We start from the raw sequence: 19,374 nt of genomic DNA, 5'->3' as shown, positions 1-19,374 counted from the left end.
CTATAAAGTCAGAAAAAACGACACAGTGATTAACATTTTTACAACAATTCGCTTTACTAATTGTGTACAGTTCGTACATAGTTAGTGATAACAAAGTGACCAGTTGCATTCTTTGCAAGGTCGAAACAGACAGATAAACCACGGAACAGAGGAGCGCCAAAAGCGCTATTAAAGGACTATGGGAAGACTAACAACACACGTATTAGACACCACACACGGCTTGCCTGGCGCAGAGATCAAGGTAGAGCTTTATAAGGTCAACGAAGACTCAACAGAAAAACTGACGACGGTACTCACCAACTCTGATGGCCGAACCGATGCGCCGATTCTGGCAGGAAATGATTTCCGACCGGGGAAATACCAATTGGTGTTTTACGTAGCCGATTACTACAAAAGCAAAGGTGTGGAACTCGATGGTGTGCCTTTCTTAGACGACGTAGTGATTCGCTTCGGCTTGGATGATCCTGATGCGCACTACCACGTTCCACTTTTAGTCTCACCATACAGTTTCTCGACTTATCGGGGCAGTTAGTCCCTTGTCTTAGAACTTCGAACTAGGCTCAACCAACAAATATTAAATAGATTGGTGTGTGCGTCTAAAATGATGCGCGCTCATCAGGGCCTGTTGATCTTTCGAGCCGATTTTTGCAGCGCTTTGTGGAAAATGTCTACAAGAATGTCTACAAGGCAGAGGCTTTGATGTATAGCTAGCCTACATGAAAAGCCGATAACGCAGTATAAATGAACCACAAAGGCTGCCCGAAGGGTTCGAGCTGGGCGTACCCATCCGAACACAATTTAACCGCTAAAGGTCAACACGCCCTGGTTATTGGAGATAATGCTCACAACCTACTCTGCGAATCTAAAGAACTATTGAAGTGGATAATTGTTAGTATTTGGTAAATGGATAATTACAAATAACGTTCACCAACCTTGCATTTCTAGATCTCTAGGGATATATCTTAAGGGCATTAATCGGGCAAGGAGCGCGTAATGAATTTCAAGCGCATTGAGACATTTGTGTTGGTGGCAACTCTCGGTAGTTTTCGTAAAGCAGCGGAGCAACAATTCACCACCCAACCTGCAATTTCGACACGAATCGCGGGATTGGAAGAGGAGTTAGGCGTAAAGCTGTTCGACAGAGACGCTTCTCCCATTGTTCTCACAGCCCAAGGTAAAGACCTGTTACCTTATGCTGAAAAAATGCTGTATATGGCAGAACAAATGCACAAACGTGCCGACATCAGCCGGTTACTTTCAGGAACCCTGCGTTTGGGAGTTTCTGAAACCATTGCCCATACTTGGCTTACCGATTTTCTAAAATTACTTCATCATGAACTGCCTAACCTTGATGTGGATATGACGGTTGATGTCACGGGAAACTTGAAGCATAGCTTGCTTGATCGGTCACTGGATTTGGCTTTTTTAATGGGGCCGGTTCCCGAGCCAGGGATCACCAATCACGACCTTTGCCAGTTTCGATTGGTATGGGTGGCGAGTACCGACCTGCCTTTGCCAGATAAAACCTTATCGCTGGAAGAAATGGTTCAATACCCCATCATTACTTACGCTCGCAACACGCAACCCTTTTCCGAGATCAGTGAAAAATTCATGCAGATAGATGGGCTCCCCGCGCGTTTTTTCTCTTCCAGTTCACTATCTGCCTGCCTTAAGCTCACCCAAGATCAAATTGGCATTTCCACTTTACCACTGGCGACAGTCTCTTCCGATATTAAACGCGGGATACTCAAAAAACTGGATGCTCACTGGGAACCCTCTGCTTTAGCCTTTACCGCTTCGTATCCTTTGGTTGCATTTAACAGTGCGGCTGAACTTGCCGCAGAGATTGCGGTGAGAGTGGCAGAGAAATTTGAACAGGGTGATAAATAAAATTTATACCAGTAAGTAAAAAACCATAATTGGACTTTATGCACTTACAAAGCAACACTTAAATAACATTTACTTAACAATAGACTGCTTTGCGAAATGCCAAATACACACTCTAAACCTTCAGCCTATAAGACTCAGTTACTTGCTCAAGCGTCTGAAGTAAGAAAAAAAATCCGATTTGGAAAATTCAACCAGCCAACCAGTGGTGTCGCCTCTGGGCTGGTTCAAGGCAATATCGTGATACTGCCGCAAGAATGGGCAAACGACTTTTTACGGTTTTGCCAAAACAATTCTGCCGCTTGCCCGTTAATTGCCGTTTCTCAGCCCGGGCATCCTCTCTTGTCCGATCTTGGTGAAGACATCGACATAAGAACGGATGTACCAGAGTTCAAGGTATTTCGACACGGAGAACACGCAGAAACCGTTACCGACATTAACAGCCTTTGGCAATCAGATTTTGTTACGTTTGTGCTCGGATGCTCATTTTCATTCGAAGATGCGCTTGAGCGCGCAGGGCTTACAGTGAGAAACATCGAATCCCAAACCAATGTTTCTATGTACAAAACCAATATTCAAACCACACCAAGTGGTCGGTTTCACGGCAATATGGTGGTGTCCATGCGCCCATTTGTTGCATCAGATGCAATCCGCGCCATCCAAGTCACCTCCCGATTGCCTAAAGCACACGGTGCTCCGGTTCATATTGGCGACCCAGCCCTGATAGGGATTGATGACCTATCACAGCCTGACTTTGGCGATGCCGTCGACGTACACCAACACGAACTTCCTATTTTTTGGGCTTGTGGCGTAACACCCCAAGTGGCGATCGCCAATGCAAAGCCCCCCATTGCAATTACCCATGTACCCGGAAAAATGCTCATCACAGATTGCCTAAACGATGAACTGGCAGTGCTGTAGCTGATCAGCTATTACTTAAGCTATATGAATGGAGATTAACATTATGAAATGGATAGTAAAAACCGCAGCCACATTACTTATCAGCGCATTAGCTGCTCACAATGCGATTGCCGCTAAGTGGCATATGCCGACACCTTACGGGGATGGTCACTTACCTACTCAAATCGCTTATCAGTTCGCGAAAGACATCAAATCCTATACCGATGGTGACGTCGATATTACGGTATATTCTGGGGCCTCTTTGATGAAACATCCTGAGATTCCACGCGCAGTGCGTACTGGCCAAGTCCAGCTTGGGGAAGTGTTCATCGGAATCATGGGAAACACGCATCCAATCTTTAAACACGACAACATTCCTTTCCTTGCCACCAATTACGACCAAGCCAAGAAGCTATGGTTAGCCGCTAAACCAGAAGTTGAAAAGCAACTCAGCAAAGAAGGGGTGATGCTTCTGTACACCGTGCCGTGGCCAGCACAAAGCCTTTACACGAAGAAACCCGTTCAGTCGTTAGCCGATCTGCAAGGCAGTAAGATGCGAGCCTACAGCCCATCCACCTCGCGCCTTGCTGATTTAATGAATACCACCCCGACCACTGTTCAGTTGCCGGACATTCCACAAGCATTCAGCACCGGTATTATTGATGCAATGATCACCTCACCATCAACAGGCGCAAATGGGCAAGCATGGGATTACCTAAGCCACTTCACAGAAGTAAAAGCATGGATTCCTAAAAACTTCGTTGTGGTAAACAAGCGTGCTTTCAAGCGCCTAGATAAAGACACCCAGAAGAGCATTCTGACGGCAGCTGCAAAAGCAGAAACATCAGCATGGGATCTCGTTGTAGAACGTGAAGCTCGTGATACTGCCATCCTTGCAGACAACGGCATCAAAGTAACGCAACCATCAGAGGAATTGCTGTCTGAGCTGAAAGAGATTGGCGTAACCATGACGAAAGAATGGGAACAAGAAGCTCCTGCAGAAGTAAAAATGGTGCTAGACAGATATAACCAATAATACATTACCTAAATGCTCTGTCTTCAGAGCCTTTCTTTGAACTAGGGTCTGTAGGCCTGATACTTCGAAGTATTGCTGTGGGGTTTTTCAGTGAATACGATTAAACACACTCTTTATATGTTGTCTGGCTACTCATCTGGGTTGTGCATCGTTCTGATGATGCTGATCATTTTGGCTCAGGTTGTGGGTCGCTTTTTTGGGTTTATTGTGCCGTCAGCCGAAGATTTTTCCGGCTACGCTTTGGCGGCATCCACTTTTTTCGGGCTTGCATACGCATTTCGGGAAGGTGGGCACATTCGCGTTACGTTGGTAATTCAACGTTTACCTGAACGCGTTCAATACTATCAAGAAACGCTTATCCTTATTTTTGCTTTTCTCTTGGTGACTTTTATGAGCTTTTACTGCGGCCATATGGTGTGGGAATCCTACGATTTTGAAGAAGTCACCCATGGCTACATTCCGATTCCGTTGTGGATAGCGCAAGTGCCTGTTGCACTTGGCATGTTTGGTCTTAATTTGGCTGTTCTCGATAACCTCATTTTGACATTGAAAGGGCAAACGCCAACTTACAAAGCCCACGAAGGCGAGACGGAGTAAGGAAAAGCACTCATGGATATTTCTGTTATTTCTATTATCTTAGCGCTCACCATGATCCTAATGCTCGCGGCTGGGATATGGGTATCGCTTGCCTTAATTGGCGTTGGTGTGCTCGGTTTGTACATGACGGGGAATGAACAAATCGGCTTGTTGTTCGCTACCTCAAGTTGGGGTGGAAGCACCAGTTGGTCACTCACGGCTTTGCCGATGTTTATTTGGATGGGGGAACTGCTGTTTAGAACTCGCCTGTCTGAAGATCTCTTTAAAGGGCTTGCCCCGTGGTTAAGTGGTTTTCCGGGTAAGCTCTTGCACGTTAACGTACTGAGCTGTGGTATTTTCGCTGCGGTATCGGGGTCATCGGCCGCAACAGCGGCAACCATCGGGCGTATGACACTGCCGGAACTCAAAGCCCAAGGTTACAGCGAAAAGATGGCCATAGGCACGCTTGCAGGTTCTGGCACTCTGGGCTTACTGATCCCACCTTCTATCATTTTGATCGTTTATGGTGTGGCCGCAGAAGTGTCCATTGGGCGGCTTTTCATCGCTGGAGCCCTACCTGGGTTTATGCTTGTGTTGATGTTTATGGGTTACACCGCGGTGTGGGCACTACTCAATAAAGATGCGCTCCCTGTACACAGTAAAGAAAGCGTGTCTTTCACCGTTAAGTTGGCGGCACTGAAAAAGCTCCTTCCTATAGTGAGTCTTATCTTGTTCGTGCTCGGTTCAATATACGGTGGACTAACGACACCAACCGAAGCGGCTGCGTTGGGCGTCTTTGGTGCACTCATTTTGGCATGGCCGACGGGTTCTTTATCGCTGAACAACTTCCTTGATAGCTTACTCGGCGCGGTAAAAAGTTCCTGTATGATCGGGCTAATTCTAGTTGGCGCGCACTTTCTGACACTAGCAATGGGATTTTTGGGTATACCTCGAGCTTTGGCTGAATGGATAGCGACGTTTACTCTGTCTCCGTTTGAATTACTAATCTACCTAACGGTGCTGTTCGTTATTCTAGGGTGTTTTTTGGATGGCATCTCTGTTGTTGTGTTAACCGTCGCAGTTGTCATGCCAATGGTGCAACAAGCTGGCATCGACTTGTTGTGGTTTGGTATATTCATTGTATTGGTTGTCGAAATGTCACAAATTACCCCGCCAGTTGGGTTTAACTTATTTGTCATTCAGGCACTCACAGGTAAAGACATACTCTATGTGGCTCGTGCTGCGCTGCCCTTTTTCCTATTGATTTTAGTTGGGTTGGTAATGATCACCGTATTCCCAGAAATCGTGACTTACTTACCGACCACCATGACACAAAGATAATCGAATCTGCGTTTTTAAAAGACATCGTTTAAGAGACAAAACATGAAACTGAATTGCGATATGGGTGAGTCCTTTGGCGGTTGGGCCAAAGGACAGGATTCTCACGTCATGCCTTTTATCGACATGGCAAACATTGCGTGTGGTTTTCACGCTTCAGACCCACTGACCATGGACAAAACTGTTCGCATGGCCGTCGAGAACAACGTAAAAATTGGTGCGCACCCTGGCTACCCGGATCTGATTGGGTTTGGGCGTCGCAACATGGATATTGCACCGCAAGAGCTTGAAGCCATATTGATTTACCAAATTGGCGCTCTGGATGCGATTTGCCAAAAACACGGCACTGAAGTCAGCTACATCAAACCTCACGGTGCAATGTACAACCAGATGATGAAAGACAAAATCATTCTATCGACTATCATGAAAACGGTTCGTAAAGTTCGCCCCCTTTGCCCGCTAGTGGTGATGGCAACCCCAAATAACGACATTATTCGAGCCATGGCTCAAGAGCACGGTATTGAGGTGTGGTTTGAAGCATTTTCTGATCGGGCATACGACGATCAAGGCTACCTCGTTTCGCGCAATGAAGCGGGCTCGGTTTACACCGATTTCACCAGCATCAAAAATCAAATCTGCCAAATCATCGAAGAAGGCTGTGTGACTACGATTACAGGCAAAAAGCTCTCTATAGACGTAGACACCATCTGCATTCACGGCGACGGCGAACACGCTGCCAGTGTGAGTGAAGCAGCGGCAGTAATGGGAGAGCCAACTTATGCGCATTGAGCCAGTCAATGAGATGACCTGTATCGTGTATTTTGGCGACCAAATTAACGAACAAATCGCACAGCAGATAAGCTGGGCGATCAACCGGATACACGAAAACCTTGGTGACATTGTGATCGATATTATTCCATCTTACACCTCCATTTTGGTGTGTTATGACGTCAATAAAACCGATCGATTCAACATCATTGCAAACCTAAAAAATGCGCTTCATGGATCGAGCTCTGCCCATGAAAAAACTCAGTCTTCACACGTTGTAGACCTACCCGTTTACTATGGCGATGAAGTCGCTCTGGATTTACAAGATATTTGCAATCACCATAAACTGAGTAAAAGTGAAGTCATCCAAATTCATAGCGATAAGATCTATCAAGTCTACGCTATTGGGTTTAGCCCTGGCTTTGCCTATTTGGGGACAACAGATGAACGAATCACCATGCCACGTAAATCCACACCTCGTTTAAAAGTCCCCACGGGCAGCGTTGGCGTAGCGGATAACCAAACAGCGATTTACCCAAGCGCTACACCCGGAGGTTGGCAAATAGTGGGTCGAACACCACTCAAGATGATCGATTGGGAAAGCGACTCTCTGGCTCGTGTTGCAGTCGGCAATCAAGTGCGATTCCGCCCCATAACTCGAGAAGAATTTTGGGATTTGGGAGGGCAATTCGATGAGCTTTGAAGTCATTAATCCGGGACTAATTGCATTGTTTCAAGATCTCGGACGTTTCGGGTACCAACACATTGGTATTACCACGGGCGGCCCTATGGATGAACATGCATTTTGTTGGGCAAATCGAATGCTCGATAACCCTCAAAATGCGCCGCAGCTTGAAATTACATTTGGAAAGCTTACTTTAAAGGCACTCGCAGATACTTGTATTGCGATAACAGGCGCAGACTTAAACGCCAGAATCGGCGATAAAAAAATTCAGCCTTGGAATACGTATCGAATTCGACAAGGCGATACCCTGAATTTTGACTCTCCTAAAAACGGCTTACGCGCTTATTTAGCGGTTAAGGGTGGCTTTACAATCGACCTGCAACTCGATAGCGCATCGACAGTATCACGAGAGAAAATCGGCGGTATTGAAAATGGACGCGCGTTAAAGCAAGGGGATGTTCTCCGGTTTAGCCCATGTAAAGACGACATCAAAACTCGAACACCAAAATGGGCGATCCCCGACTATACAGCGCCACTGGAATTGGGCGTGATGCTCGGATACCAGTACAGAGATTTTCCCAATAACGACATCATGACTCTGTTTTCCAGCGCTTATGAAGTCTCATCCAACATTGATCGAATGGGCTACCGGCTTTCTGGTCAAGCCATTCACTGCAATCGAGATGGCATTATTTCAGAAGGCATTGCCTACGGTGCAATACAGATTCCTAAAGATGGGCAACCCATCGTGCTTATGAGAGACAGGCAAACTATCGGGGGCTACCCCAAAATAGGGTGTTTAAGTACATTAGGGTCTGGCCAGCTCGCGCAGCGCGCCCCAGGTAGCCAAATTAGTTTTTACCAAATGGACGTTGGAGAAGCAGAGGCGCAGCGCGTCATCTTCAATCGAGTCATGCAAACTAAGTAGCGACCTAATAAAAGACCTGAGCTCGGATTAAAACTAGAAAGGCGTCACCATCAATTCCGAGGTCTTTGACAGTGAAAATTCTACTTTGTATCGATATGGCACCGCTGAAAAAATTGAAATGGACATTGAGCCGCAAGTGAAATGGGCTCGCTCAAGCTAAAGTAGTGTTGGCGCAGCCTATGATCAGTGAGAAATAGTAAGATATACGGCAAAAGAGCCAAAGCCTCTAGCAAAGATTCCGCAACAACGGAGCGAAAAATGCGAGCTATCGTTTGCCTACGTGGGATACCATGTTCGAATGATCTATATTTTCTTAACCAATCGAGCTTTTCTTCTCCATAAAATTCAATACCTTCACATCCCGATGCGATAGCGCTGATCACAAGGAACATCACATCAATAAGGTCGTGTTTCTGATTGATGTCCGATCGAGTATCTTTTACGACAGATAAGTGTTCAATAAGGTTCAAAATGACTGGATTTCCGAGGGTTTAGCACCATTAGATCACATTAGTTAACAAAGTGCGATCCCCCGCCCAAGGGATAATCACATGACTTACTACCTGACCCTAGAAAAGAAAACAGAAAACGGTGAGTACGTCGATATTTATCCAGACCTACTTGAAGCCTTTGAGAGTGGCAATGAGTATCTCAATGAATACCAAGCTAAGTTATGGCTTTGATGCATTTGGTAAGGACTTCGCAATCACCATCGTCTACATGTACCTAATGTTTTACTACACGGATGTAGTCGGTATTTCTGCCGCTACAGTCGGAACCATTTTCCTCTCAGCACGTATCTGGGATGCAGTCAATGACCCTATTATGGGGTGTCTGGTCAACAATACCCGCCCTCGTTGGGTAAATTCAAGCCTTGGATTTTAATCAAGAGCTATTCCCGTACTACATGGCATATGCGGGTATCGCGATACCTTATCACTCTAGTGTTGTTCCCTAAACTAACGAAAATGTTCTCACGCCGAGTTTTATGGGCCTGTGCATTCACTTTCCCTATCTTAGGCAGCGCGGTACTCATCTACGTTGGCATGTACGACAAACAGAGCATTCTGCTGATCTCGACGACAGGCGCCTTCCTACAAATTGGTACTGCCTATTCTGGGTACTTAACGTGATTATGGTGGCAGACACCGTCGATTACGGTGCATTTAAGCTGGGTGCTCGTTGTGAAAGTATCGCTTACTCGGTGCAAACTCTGGTTTTAAAAGCAGGCTCAGCATTTGCCGCTTTCTTTATAGGTATCGCACTCACCGCTGTTGATTCTGTACCCAACGTCACACAAAGCCCTGAAAACGTGTTCGGCATGCAATGCATCATGGTCGGCTTACCTGCTTTCTTCTTTGCCATTGGCTAATCATCTACTTCCGGTTCTACAAGCTGAACTGCGATGATCACCAAAAGATTCAAGATCACTTAACAGAGAAGAACGACCACATTACAAACGAAGGCTCAAATAAAGGCGTAAGTCACAAACCAACAGAACCGGCACAAATCGTATAACATGACGCCACATAAAACAGTTCGCCTATACAGTTAAAAACGCCAACAACAAAGCCACTGCAAGCACTGTTGCTTTTCTTAATAGTTAGTCAGCTCTAACCTGAACCTTCATTAAACAACCAATAACTCACTGGGTTATCAGGGCACTGATAAGGCCCACACTCAGCAAACGTAGCAATGGCATTGAGCGCAACGACAACAATTGCCAGTAAGCACGCAATACGCCCTAGATTGCTCATTTTGTAAGGCTCTTGAGTCTCTGTCTTGTTCGTTAGTATCAAGAGCACAGCAACCGCAAAGATAGTGGCAGTGAACAAAACAAAAGCCCACGTATAGTAATGCATCCCGAGGATGGGACTGCCGTAACCCGGAGTGCCCGGAATCACATGCAAGGAAACTTGTCTTAGCGACGTTGCAACGCCGTATATCGTGCCAATTAGGACGATACCATAGTGGCGAGGTTGAGGCCCGTAAACTACATTAAGCATGAAACCAAACGCCACCATCACAAAGCCAATACGTTGTAATAAGCACAAAGGGCAAGGCAGTTCATTAAGAACAAACTGAAGAATGAGGCCGATCAACAAAACGCTTGTCATGCCTAGTAAACCAAACGTATTCAAAAGAGTTAACTGATTTCGATTCATTTTAACTCCTTACAATAAGATCGATAGTGGGTCTGTGGCATGGTGGTTAAACCAATATAAACCAAGGATCACTGAGCTAGCAAAAAAACCATAAGCAGCGGTCTTCTTGTTGAACAAGGCGCATAGCATCGCCACGAGTAAAAACATAAAAAGTAAAGACATCATAATAGGTATTTCCTTTCTATTTATCCTGTTCAGTCAGACTAAACGTCATAATAAATATCGGCACCGATGCTCTAAATCATTCAACTTCGGTAAATCGGTGGATTGCGAATTGAAAATCATCAACTTAATAGTTGTTAGTAAGAACCAAGCTGTCAAGTTTGAAACAGCACACTAAAGGCGCACCAACACGTTAAGACAACTAACACAACGATTTCAATGATAAGAATTCAGATTTTCATTCCGAGTCTAAGCTCTATATTTAGTTAGACAAACCAATGAAGTCCGTTGATGATGGCAAGGTTGGCGAATATGTGAATGAATTTAAGCTTGGGGAATATCAGAGGTTATTTTTACTGTTCCCAAAAGCAAAAACCTAGCGAAAGATCGCTAGGTTTCAAATATAAAAATGAGGTAGTACAAGCTTACTTCAGTGGGTCATTGTCCGGCAGTGCATTGTGAATCCATAGTGCTAAACGCTTCTTGATATTCGCGCCATCAAGTTTATTCTCAGGGAGAGGTGTAATCTGATTGACTTCAACAAGGAACAAATACACCGCTTTAACCTTTATCGGTTGGGATGAATTTGGCAAATCAAAACCTTGTAGTTTTGCCATCTTAAAACCGACTTCAACTGCTTTTTTTACCAGTTTATCTTCATTAATGATCTTCGCGGTTTTCGACATATCATCTCCATCATCTTCATCGAATGAACACTAAGTATATCAAACCGAAAAATTTACAAGACTACTTCAGTCTCAATTTGAGGCGTCGCATTGATAAATAACATCAAAAGGATGCTTGATGGAAAACATGATTACAGCTTACCTATCATTTATGAGAGGAATACACACCAACAATGAATTACCAGCAGCAGATAGCCTCAAAAAATGATCGTCAGTCAAGAAACCCAAAATCGAACAATATTTGACTGCAACTCCAGATAATACGAAACACTGTCTTTTACAGTGAAAAGTTATTTACAAAAAGGTCATTAGTGAGATAAAATCACCTCTTTACTATTAGAGTGGGTACTTAAAATGCGCTACCTATGGGCTTCATTCTGTCATAAAAACCCAGTTTTCGGACGAATCGTTCATATCCTTGTTATGTTGGTAGCGTTAGCTTCTATCGTGGTTCCATTGATATCAAAAGACGCAACAACCATCTTAGTTTCATTGTGTGTTGCTCTGGTCTGTGTTGTGTTGTTTGTCTTCTTTGCACTTGCCGACAAAATGCGTTTAGGTATGCACTGATCTTAGATACTGAGTTGCACCTTGAAGCGAGGACCTGCTCTCTTCATGTGCAACGTAATGTCACTCCTCAGTAACAGGCTCTTTTATTGAAGGAGCTTGCTGCTGTATGAATATGTTCCTTGATACCTCTACTATCTATCTTCACAAAGCACCAGTGAAAAACGGGTGTATCTCCCAGCGAAGTTGTATGTCGAAGTTACAGAAAGACCCCAAAATATCTATCGTCAGTGTAATGCGTTAGGAGATAAGTGTGTTGTTATGATAGCTCCGCCGACAGGCTTTAACGCCTCCGAGCGTTGAAACAAACTTACGTGGCTAAGTATGCATGAACTAAGCAAAACACGAAATGGGGTGACTTTGTCTCTAAACTGAATTACGGAACAAAGCCATATATGGATTTTAGTAAACCGCTTACTTTAAAAAACTATTCATCACCAGGCACACCGTAGCTTTCAGCATTAGCGGGGTCGATTGCTCTCCGAATATAAGCCTCCATTTGCGGTATGTAATTTTCTAAAATCATTCTTAGTTCAGAGGTTGGAGATATATGCCAATCAACTCTTAGGTCTAAGATGGGCCACTGTGGCTCACCACACATTAATAACCCCGCGGAATGTATAGGCCCCATCTCTCCGCCTGCATTAAGTCCAGCTTCTAAGGAAAGCATTAATCTGTCAGCAAGAAGTCCTTTACTATGTGCAAATGCCTGAGTCATTACTTGAGGTATCTCAGTATTAGCAAGTAAATTCCCCATAGAAATACAGTTATTTCCGATATGAGTAGAATAATACCCCAACGACTCACTACCACTAAATGTTACACCTACCCCCTCGTTGTTCAAAATACCTAGTTGACGCCATTTTATATTTGTCTCAGATTTACATAGTAAGTCCAACGTATTTTGTGGTGATTTACCACTGCTCAATAACTCTAGAGCCAATGGGCCTAAATCCGGGTTAGTCACGTTCTGAGTTAGTACCACACCTGTTTTACTTTTGGCAAACACACAGCGACTAGCGACTGAAATACTTGAAGACGCAATCGCACAACCTACCATACCTGTGTTTGGGCATACTCCCGCTACTGAAAAAGTCATCCGTTATTCCCCATCTTCAGGTTCAGGTATAACTGCGATAACATCAATCTCCATTAACCATTCTGGTTGAGCCAGTCCTTGTACAACTAGCCCTGTGGAAACAGGAAACACTCCTTTTAGCCATTTTCCAGTTTCCTTGTATACTGCCTCGCGGTATCTTGGGTCTGTAATGTATGTTGTCGTTTTTACAATATGACTCAAATCAGAGCCAGCTTCCTCTAGTAGCTCCTTAACATTTTTCATTGCCTGTTCAGCTTGAGCTCGAGGGTCCCCTAATCCAACAAGATTACCTTGAAAATCTGTACCTACTTGCCCCCTAACATATACCGTATTATGAGCCTTAACCGCTTGACACAAGTCATTATCTAAAACTTGATTTGGGTATGTTTCTTTAGTGTTGAATTTACGAATTCTAGTATGTGTGATCATTTTAAAAGCCCTATTTATACCAATCGTAGTAAATAACTGGTCACCCTAGCTGCTTAGAGCGCTCGATAACTGCGTTAGAAATTTGATTGTAGAATAACTACTCATCGAAAATTTATGCCTTGTTCTCAAGCCTTTTCCGGCGCTACTTCTGATTACTTACTTTGATTGGTATTATTCAAATTTTTTACAGGAAATTCCTCTAATCCGAAATAAATTTCACCTCGGGTCATATTGAACTAACGGATCGTTATCTACAGGATCAGAACCTTGGGCTTCATTCAAATCAAATTCCATCTGTTCTTTTGCTCGGTGGTAATTAAGGTAGTTGCTTTGGGTAGCAATGTGATCTGCGATATATTTGGCATCATGCCAAGCTCCCCAGATAAAAGCCGAACCACGACGTGATAACCAAGGTAAACCAACAAAATAGATACCTTGCTCAGTGCAAACACCACGGTGATGCTTTGGTTTACCTTGTTCATCAAATGCATCGATCTTCAACCAACTATAATTTACTGAATAACCAGTAGCCCAAATAATCGAGGTAACCCCCTCTTCAGTTAAATTAATTTCGGAAATAGGTTCCGTTATACATTTTGGTACCGGTATTAGCTGACGAGCTTCCGGCTCTTCCGGCAAATCCAAACCATGCTTATCTATATACTCATCTGCTGCATCTAAGAAAGCGAAATAATTGCTATCACCATTTACTATGTTTGAGCCCAAATCATCTCTAAAGTAAATAGTTCCATCATAATATGACTTACTCATACCAACGAGATTAATGCCTTGATTCGCGAGCACTCTAAAATCGACAGTTTGACCGCCATGAGCACCGCTAACAGCAATAGCTACATGTTCTGTACCTGGTGTAAGAGCCGCTGCATCCCATTCTCCGAGCACGCCTAGCCACCAACAAAAATCTCGATTTCGATAGCGGCGAGGAGGTCTTTCATGCGCTCCTACAGATAAATACACTTTTTTACCCGAACGTTGTAATTCATCTGCTATTTGCACACCGGAGGAGCCGGCTCCAATAACTAAAACTCCTCCATCGGGCAATTGCTCAGGGTTATAATAATTAGCTGAATGCAATTGTGTTACATTAGCTTCTTTTGGTACGATAGGTGGAATTACAGGATTTTGAAATGCCCCAGTTGCAATCACTACACGATCGGCCACAAAATCTCCTTGAGATGTTTCAGCTTTAAATCCGAAATCACCGACATTTCGCACTACACTTTTAACTTCAACTCCAGTACGTATGGGAGCACTAATTTTTTTTACGTACTCTTCAAAATATTTCGTTATCTGACCTTTAGACATAAACGAATCTGGATTTACGTCTTTAAACTCTAATCCGGGAAAACGGTCATGCCAAGCTGGGCCGTTCGCAACTAGGGAGTCCCAACGACCTGTACGCCAACTTTCTGCAATTCGGTCGCGTTCTAACACAATGTGAGGTATACCTTGTAATGTAAGATGCTCACTCGTAGCTATACCAGCTTGACCTGCACCAATTACTAGAGTATCAATTTTCTCAACAGTCATTTAAAAGTCCTTTTAATATATAGCGCATTTTTAAACACTATTATTTTGTTATTAGAGCAGTACTTAAAATATGCTGCAAAACATATGGTCAACATTTAATATAATTTTAAATATCCCAGAAAAACAATTTAAACACTATAAATTGAGCTAACCGACATTAAAAATGTATTAACATCACCATAAAACTAGCAAATAATCACACTTTAATTAACCTAATAATCAAAGAAGGAAGGGTGATTTAATGAATTTAAACCTCCCGTCCTATTTGAACATAGAAATCATTCAGAATTAAGGTGCTTGTCTATCGATTCAGGCTCAAATAGCCCTTTTTTCATGACGAACTTAACCCATACCATACCTATAACCGAAGTTATACCAAGTACGATAGCTGTAGCTGTGAATATCTGTTCACTTAACTCAGGAGAAGGTGATGCGTATATAATCGCGTAGATCATTCCGGCGATACCAAGTAATTGAGGTAAAGGATAAAAAGGTGTTTTGAAAGGGCGTTTCATATCAGGATAACGATTTCTAAGTACAATAACATTAATATGAGTAATAATGTAGGCCACTAACCAGGCAATAGCTGCTGATATTAAAAGTAAGCCAATCGCATCAGGGTTATCTCCTAGAAATATCATAGGTAAACCACTAATAATCGCTACAAATAATACCGCTACCCAAGGTGAGTTACTAGACTTGGACAGTGTCTTTAATTGAGGAAATGCTTGACCATTATTTGCCATACCATAAAGCATACGAGGGATAGCTGCGAGCGATGTATTTACTGTTGAACCAGTAGCTGTAACAGCAGCCACTGCTAAAAATGTTAGCCCAATATCACCAAAGACAGCTAAAGCAAAATCATAATGAGGAAGTGTTGAACCAGCCAGATCATCAGCAGGAATATACAAGAGAGCACCTAAGCAATACAGAGCTATAGTCCCGAAAATTATAGACAAACCAATAGTCATTGAACGAGGAATATTTTTTTCTGGTTCCTTAGCTTCTTCCACAAGTGGACAAACAAATTCTGCACCGACAAATCCCCAAATAGCAAGAGCAACCAAAGTAAGAACGCCAGCTCCCATCGGATTAAAAGTTGACATAAGGTCAATCGATTCAGGCTTAGGGTTAAATGTCCCGCTTATAGCACCTAATCCAAGTGTAAGCAAAACAACTACCATTATAAATGCTAATGTAGACTGCATTTTGGAAAATACGTCAATTTTAAATAAATTTAGTACTGTGAATATAGCCAATAATCCAAATCCAACACTATAAGGTGGAAAGATATCTGGATATATTTTGTCAATAATTAAATCCACTAGTAACAACTCGGCAGATAGTGCAAACATAGCAACCACCACGTAACCAGAAAATACGGATAAGATAGCTGGAAAATGTCCAATTGCAACTTCCGTATAACTACTTAAACTTCCAGCCTTCGGAATCATCAAAGACAGTTCCGAAAAAGAATAGATATAAGTCAAGGCCAAAAAATAACCTATCACAAGAGGTATAATAAATCCAAGACCAGCGATTCCCGCACCTTGCAACATTAAAACCATAACACCTTGCGATACAACTAACCCTACTGCAACTGAAATCAATGATTTCAATCCCAGAACTCTCCTAAAAAGAGGTTTATTGGAAGGGGTTACAACATTATTATCCGGAATGTAATCTGTATTATCAGACATATTATTCTCCTTTAATATAATTCCCAAAACCATATTTAAACATAGTTTTAAATGACAATTTTTAATTACGTTATTTTTAACTCTTCAATTAGTCTATGCATAAACATCTCACATTTATCTAATTGTTCCTTTTCGATAAACTCATCTGGTTTATGTCCCTGCTCCATACTACCCGGACCACAAACTACAGTTTCCACTCCAAGAATACTATTAAACAAACCACCTTCAGTACCGAAGTTAATCGTTGTCGTTGATAATTCTCCTGTTAACTTTTTCGCAAAATAAACTATGGTAGCATCATCAGGAGTATTCAAACCTGAATATTCGCTTGTTACTTCTATTTTAATATCACATAAGTCATCTTTTTTTTTCATTTCACGAATTAAAACATTTGCATAATCCCTAAAGTCACTCAGAATAGAGTAAGGTTCCTCTTCAGATATGTTCCTTATTTCAAAATCAAACTCACATTTATTGGGAACGATGTTAAGCGCAGTACCACCATTTATTACTCCAGTGTGTATAGTAGTAAATGGGACTGTATATCTACTGTCAAAGGGACCATTTTTTCGTTTTTCGGTTGATAGCAAGTCTAGCCAACATACAAGGCGTGATGCATAATTTATTGCATTGACTCCATATGGAGCCATGCCAGAGTGACACTCCCTACCTGTTATTTTCACCTTAATTGCTAATTTCCCTTTATGAGCTGTTACAACTTTCATAGATGTAGGTTCACCAATAATGCACATTTTGGGTTTGATAGGATTCCCCTTAAGATTCTCTATAAGATGACGCACTCCGACACAGCCAACCTCTTCATCGTAAGAAAAAGCCAAATGAATCGGCATATGCAGTGGTTTCTCTAACATAAGCGGAACCGATGATAGAACTACCGCCAAAAAACCTTTCATGTCAGTCGTGCCTCGACCATAATATCTGCCGTTAACATAACTCATAATATATGGATTTGAATTCCAACTTTGATTAATAACAGGTACAGTATCAGTATGTCCTGAGAGTATTATACCAGGCTTGTTAGCAGGACCAATTGTTGCGTATAAATTAGCTTTGTTATTTTCTTGGTTATATACCAAGGTACTATCAACACCATGTCTATTTAGGTATGAGACAATATAGTTAATCAAATTAACATTTGAATTAAAACTAGTAGTATCAAAACTAATTAAATCATTAAGAATAGCTATCGTTAATTTCTTGGTCATCCAAACTCCAAACTCCAAACTGATACATGTTATTGTTGAGAGGTTTAATTTTTTATTACTAATTCAACTTTATATTTTGGCTAAGATAACTTTATCCACGTTGTTTTCAACTGAACAAATTTATCTATAGCATGTAGTGAAAGATCACGACCAAATCCAGATTGTTTAAACCCACCAAAAGGAGTACCGAAATCTAAAGCATCCATGGTATTTATTGATATTGTTCCCGCTTTCAACTTTTTGGATACTCTAATACATCGGTTAATATCCCTAGTCCAAACAGAAGCAGCGAGTCCAAAAACCGAGTCATTTGCAATCGATATAGCCTCTTCTTCTGTATCAAACGAAATAAGTGCAGCCACAGGTCCAAAAACTTCTTCATTAGCAATTTCCATTTTGGGAGATACATCATCGAAAATAGTAGGCATTACTACAGCACTGGATTGATCACCACAACCTCCAGTTAATAACGTTGCACCTTGTTCAGATGCCTTGTATATATACTTTCGTACACTTGATGCATGTTCCATGTCGATTAATGCACCAACTTGGGTTTCAGGATCAAGAGGGTCTCCAACAACCAACGAACGCGTTTTACTGACGAACCTCTTAACAAACTCCTTCTTTATTGAGTTTTGAATTAATATCCTTGAGTTTGAAGAACATACTTCTCCTTGGTTGAAAAAAACACCCTTTACAGCATGATCAACAGCTAAATCCAAGTCGCAATCAGAGAATATTAAATTAGGACTCTTTCCACCAGTTTCGGGCCATACTGGCTTCATATTGGATTGTGCAGAGTATGCCATAAATAACTTACCAACTTCAGTCGAACCCGTAAACGCAAGGCAATCTACATCATCATGTACACCTAGCGCTTTACCAACTATCGCACCATATCCTGTAACTACATTTAAAACCCCATCTGGCAAACCGGCTTCCTTTGCCAATTCTGCGAGTTTCAATGCCGTCATTGGAGATTGTTCTGCAGGTTTTAAAACAACAGAGTTCCCAGTAATGAGTGCAGGAGCTAATTTCCACGCCGCAATATCTAAAGGAAAATTCCAAGGTACTATTGCAGCAACTACCCCTACTGGTTCTTTAGTTATCATTGCTACATTGTTCATATCAGTAGGCGCTATTTCGCCATATATTTTGTCAATCGATTCTGCATACCACTCAAAGCAACCAGCAGACCCTGGGATATCAATATCTAGAGCATCCTGTATTGGTTTACCAACATTAAGGCTTTCCATTAAGGCTAACTCTTCTTTGTGTTCAATAATTAATAAAGCAAGTTTTTTCAATACTGCTTTTCGTTCCCTAGGACTCTTATTCGACCAAACACCAGTTTTATAACTTGAGCGAGCAGCAGTAACAGCAAGGTCAACTTCTTTACTTGAGCAAGCTGAAACTTTAACAATGATTTCACCAGTAGCTGGGTTAATAGTTTCGTACACAGAGCCATCATCAGCATCAATAAACTCTCCATTAATGAAAGCTTTTGAAGGGAGCGATAGATTATGTAGCTTTTTCTTCCAGTATTCTTTTGTTTGCTTTGACATATATAATCCTAGTTAGAAGTATCCTGAAAGCCTAGTTAACAACTTTTCAAACCCAAAAATATAAATTAAAAATGGAAGGTGTATTATTCACTTGATTACAATA

20 protein-coding genes and 2 pseudogenes are annotated in these 19,374 nt (G+C 42.2%); 12 read left to right on the top strand and 10 right to left on the bottom strand.

Annotation, left to right across the window (positions count from 1 at the left end; genetic code table 11):
• Positions 1-178 precede the first annotated feature (178 nt).
• From uraH to L1D11_RS17810, 9 genes are all read left to right on the top strand, one after another.
• Positions 179-532: a hydroxyisourate hydrolase gene (gene uraH, locus L1D11_RS17850; RefSeq protein WP_239833336.1), complete on the top strand. Its 354-nt coding sequence runs from the start codon at positions 179-181 to the stop codon at positions 530-532.
• A gap of 461 nt (positions 533-993) precedes the next feature.
• A complete protein-coding gene (locus L1D11_RS17845; protein ID WP_239833337.1) occupies positions 994-1,890 on the top strand; it encodes a LysR family transcriptional regulator in 897 nt (298 codons plus the stop codon).
• Positions 1,891-1,986: 96 nt separating this feature from the next.
• On the top strand, positions 1,987-2,808 hold the full coding sequence (locus L1D11_RS17840; RefSeq protein WP_239833338.1) for a putative hydro-lyase: 822 nt from the start codon (positions 1,987-1,989) through the stop codon (positions 2,806-2,808).
• Positions 2,809-2,842: 34 nt separating this feature from the next.
• Positions 2,843-3,823, top strand: a complete 981-nt coding sequence (locus L1D11_RS17835; protein WP_239833350.1) for a TRAP transporter substrate-binding protein — start codon at positions 2,843-2,845, stop codon at positions 3,821-3,823.
• A gap of 99 nt (positions 3,824-3,922) precedes the next feature.
• On the top strand, positions 3,923-4,420 hold the full coding sequence (locus L1D11_RS17830; RefSeq protein ID WP_239833351.1) for a TRAP transporter small permease: 498 nt from the start codon (positions 3,923-3,925) through the stop codon (positions 4,418-4,420).
• Positions 4,421-4,432: 12 nt separating this feature from the next.
• On the top strand, positions 4,433-5,740 hold the full coding sequence (locus L1D11_RS17825) for a TRAP transporter large permease subunit (RefSeq protein ID WP_239833339.1): 1,308 nt from the start codon (positions 4,433-4,435) through the stop codon (positions 5,738-5,740).
• A gap of 42 nt (positions 5,741-5,782) precedes the next feature.
• Positions 5,783-6,526 (top strand): 5-oxoprolinase subunit PxpA, encoded by a 744-nt coding sequence (locus L1D11_RS17820; protein WP_239833340.1) that lies wholly within the window; start codon positions 5,783-5,785, stop codon positions 6,524-6,526.
• Positions 6,516-7,208: a 5-oxoprolinase subunit PxpB gene (pxpB, locus tag L1D11_RS17815; RefSeq protein WP_239833341.1), complete on the top strand. Its 693-nt coding sequence runs from the start codon at positions 6,516-6,518 to the stop codon at positions 7,206-7,208. The genes L1D11_RS17820 and pxpB overlap by 11 nt, the downstream gene beginning before the upstream one ends.
• Positions 7,198-8,118 (top strand): biotin-dependent carboxyltransferase family protein, encoded by a 921-nt coding sequence (locus tag L1D11_RS17810; protein WP_239833342.1) that lies wholly within the window; start codon positions 7,198-7,200, stop codon positions 8,116-8,118. The genes pxpB and L1D11_RS17810 overlap by 11 nt, the downstream gene beginning before the upstream one ends.
• Before the next feature lie 218 nt (positions 8,119-8,336).
• Here the strand turns inward: L1D11_RS17810 and L1D11_RS17805 are convergent.
• A pseudogene (locus tag L1D11_RS17805) lies at positions 8,337-8,588 on the bottom strand (transposase family protein); the annotation flags it as partial.
• An 81-nt stretch (positions 8,589-8,669) separates the two neighbouring features.
• Here L1D11_RS17805 and L1D11_RS22670 point away from each other — a divergent pair.
• The gene (locus L1D11_RS22670) at positions 8,670-8,801 is read left to right on the top strand and encodes a hypothetical protein (RefSeq protein WP_275665944.1); all 132 of its coding nucleotides are present in this window, start codon (positions 8,670-8,672) and stop codon (positions 8,799-8,801) included.
• Positions 8,761-9,636 (top strand): annotated as a pseudogene (locus tag L1D11_RS17800) (MFS transporter). Before L1D11_RS22670 ends, L1D11_RS17800 begins: the two are co-directional and overlap by 41 nt.
• A 95-nt stretch (positions 9,637-9,731) precedes the next feature.
• Here L1D11_RS17800 and L1D11_RS17795 read toward each other — a convergent pair.
• From L1D11_RS17795 to L1D11_RS17785, 3 genes are all read right to left on the bottom strand, one after another.
• Entirely contained in the window at positions 9,732-10,283 is a 552-nt protein-coding gene (locus L1D11_RS17795) for a disulfide bond formation protein B (protein WP_239833343.1), read from the bottom strand.
• 9 nt (positions 10,284-10,292) lie between these two features.
• A complete protein-coding gene (locus L1D11_RS17790) occupies positions 10,293-10,448 on the bottom strand; it encodes a DUF5993 family protein (protein ID WP_239833344.1) in 156 nt (51 codons plus the stop codon).
• Positions 10,449-10,870: 422 nt separating this feature from the next.
• A complete protein-coding gene (locus L1D11_RS17785) occupies positions 10,871-11,131 on the bottom strand; it encodes a DUF5062 family protein (protein WP_239833345.1) in 261 nt (86 codons plus the stop codon).
• Positions 11,132-11,485: 354 nt separating this feature from the next.
• Between L1D11_RS17785 and L1D11_RS17780 the strand changes: the two genes are divergently transcribed.
• Positions 11,486-11,701 (top strand): hypothetical protein, encoded by a 216-nt coding sequence (locus L1D11_RS17780; protein ID WP_239833346.1) that lies wholly within the window; start codon positions 11,486-11,488, stop codon positions 11,699-11,701.
• A gap of 424 nt (positions 11,702-12,125) precedes the next feature.
• Here the strand turns inward: L1D11_RS17780 and L1D11_RS17775 are convergent, their stop codons facing one another.
• The 6 genes from L1D11_RS17775 to L1D11_RS17750 form a co-directional block, all read right to left on the bottom strand.
• Complete coding sequence (locus L1D11_RS17775) at positions 12,126-12,797, bottom strand: DUF1028 domain-containing protein (RefSeq protein ID WP_239833347.1); 672 nt, start codon at positions 12,795-12,797, stop codon at positions 12,126-12,128.
• A 3-nt stretch (positions 12,798-12,800) separates the two neighbouring features.
• The gene (locus L1D11_RS17770) at positions 12,801-13,226 is read right to left on the bottom strand and encodes a RidA family protein (RefSeq protein WP_239833348.1); all 426 of its coding nucleotides are present in this window, start codon (positions 13,224-13,226) and stop codon (positions 12,801-12,803) included.
• 216 nt (positions 13,227-13,442) lie between these two features.
• Positions 13,443-14,777, bottom strand: a complete 1,335-nt coding sequence (locus tag L1D11_RS17765) for an NAD(P)/FAD-dependent oxidoreductase (protein ID WP_239833349.1) — start codon at positions 14,775-14,777, stop codon at positions 13,443-13,445.
• 278 nt (positions 14,778-15,055) lie between these two features.
• A complete protein-coding gene (locus L1D11_RS17760) occupies positions 15,056-16,480 on the bottom strand; it encodes an APC family permease (protein WP_239834365.1) in 1,425 nt (474 codons plus the stop codon).
• Between the two features lie 65 nt (positions 16,481-16,545).
• On the bottom strand, positions 16,546-17,706 hold the full coding sequence (argE, locus tag L1D11_RS17755; protein ID WP_239834364.1) for an acetylornithine deacetylase: 1,161 nt from the start codon (positions 17,704-17,706) through the stop codon (positions 16,546-16,548).
• A gap of 80 nt (positions 17,707-17,786) precedes the next feature.
• The gene (locus L1D11_RS17750; protein ID WP_239834363.1) at positions 17,787-19,271 is read right to left on the bottom strand and encodes an aldehyde dehydrogenase; all 1,485 of its coding nucleotides are present in this window, start codon (positions 19,269-19,271) and stop codon (positions 17,787-17,789) included.
• Positions 19,272-19,374: the final 103 nt, after the last annotated feature.

It is taken from the genome of Vibrio sp. Isolate32 (assembly GCF_022397955.1).
GTDB lineage: Bacteria > Pseudomonadota > Gammaproteobacteria > Enterobacterales > Vibrionaceae > Vibrio.
Note: the sequence above shows the minus strand (reverse complement) of the source record. Positions and strands in the feature narration are given on the sequence as shown.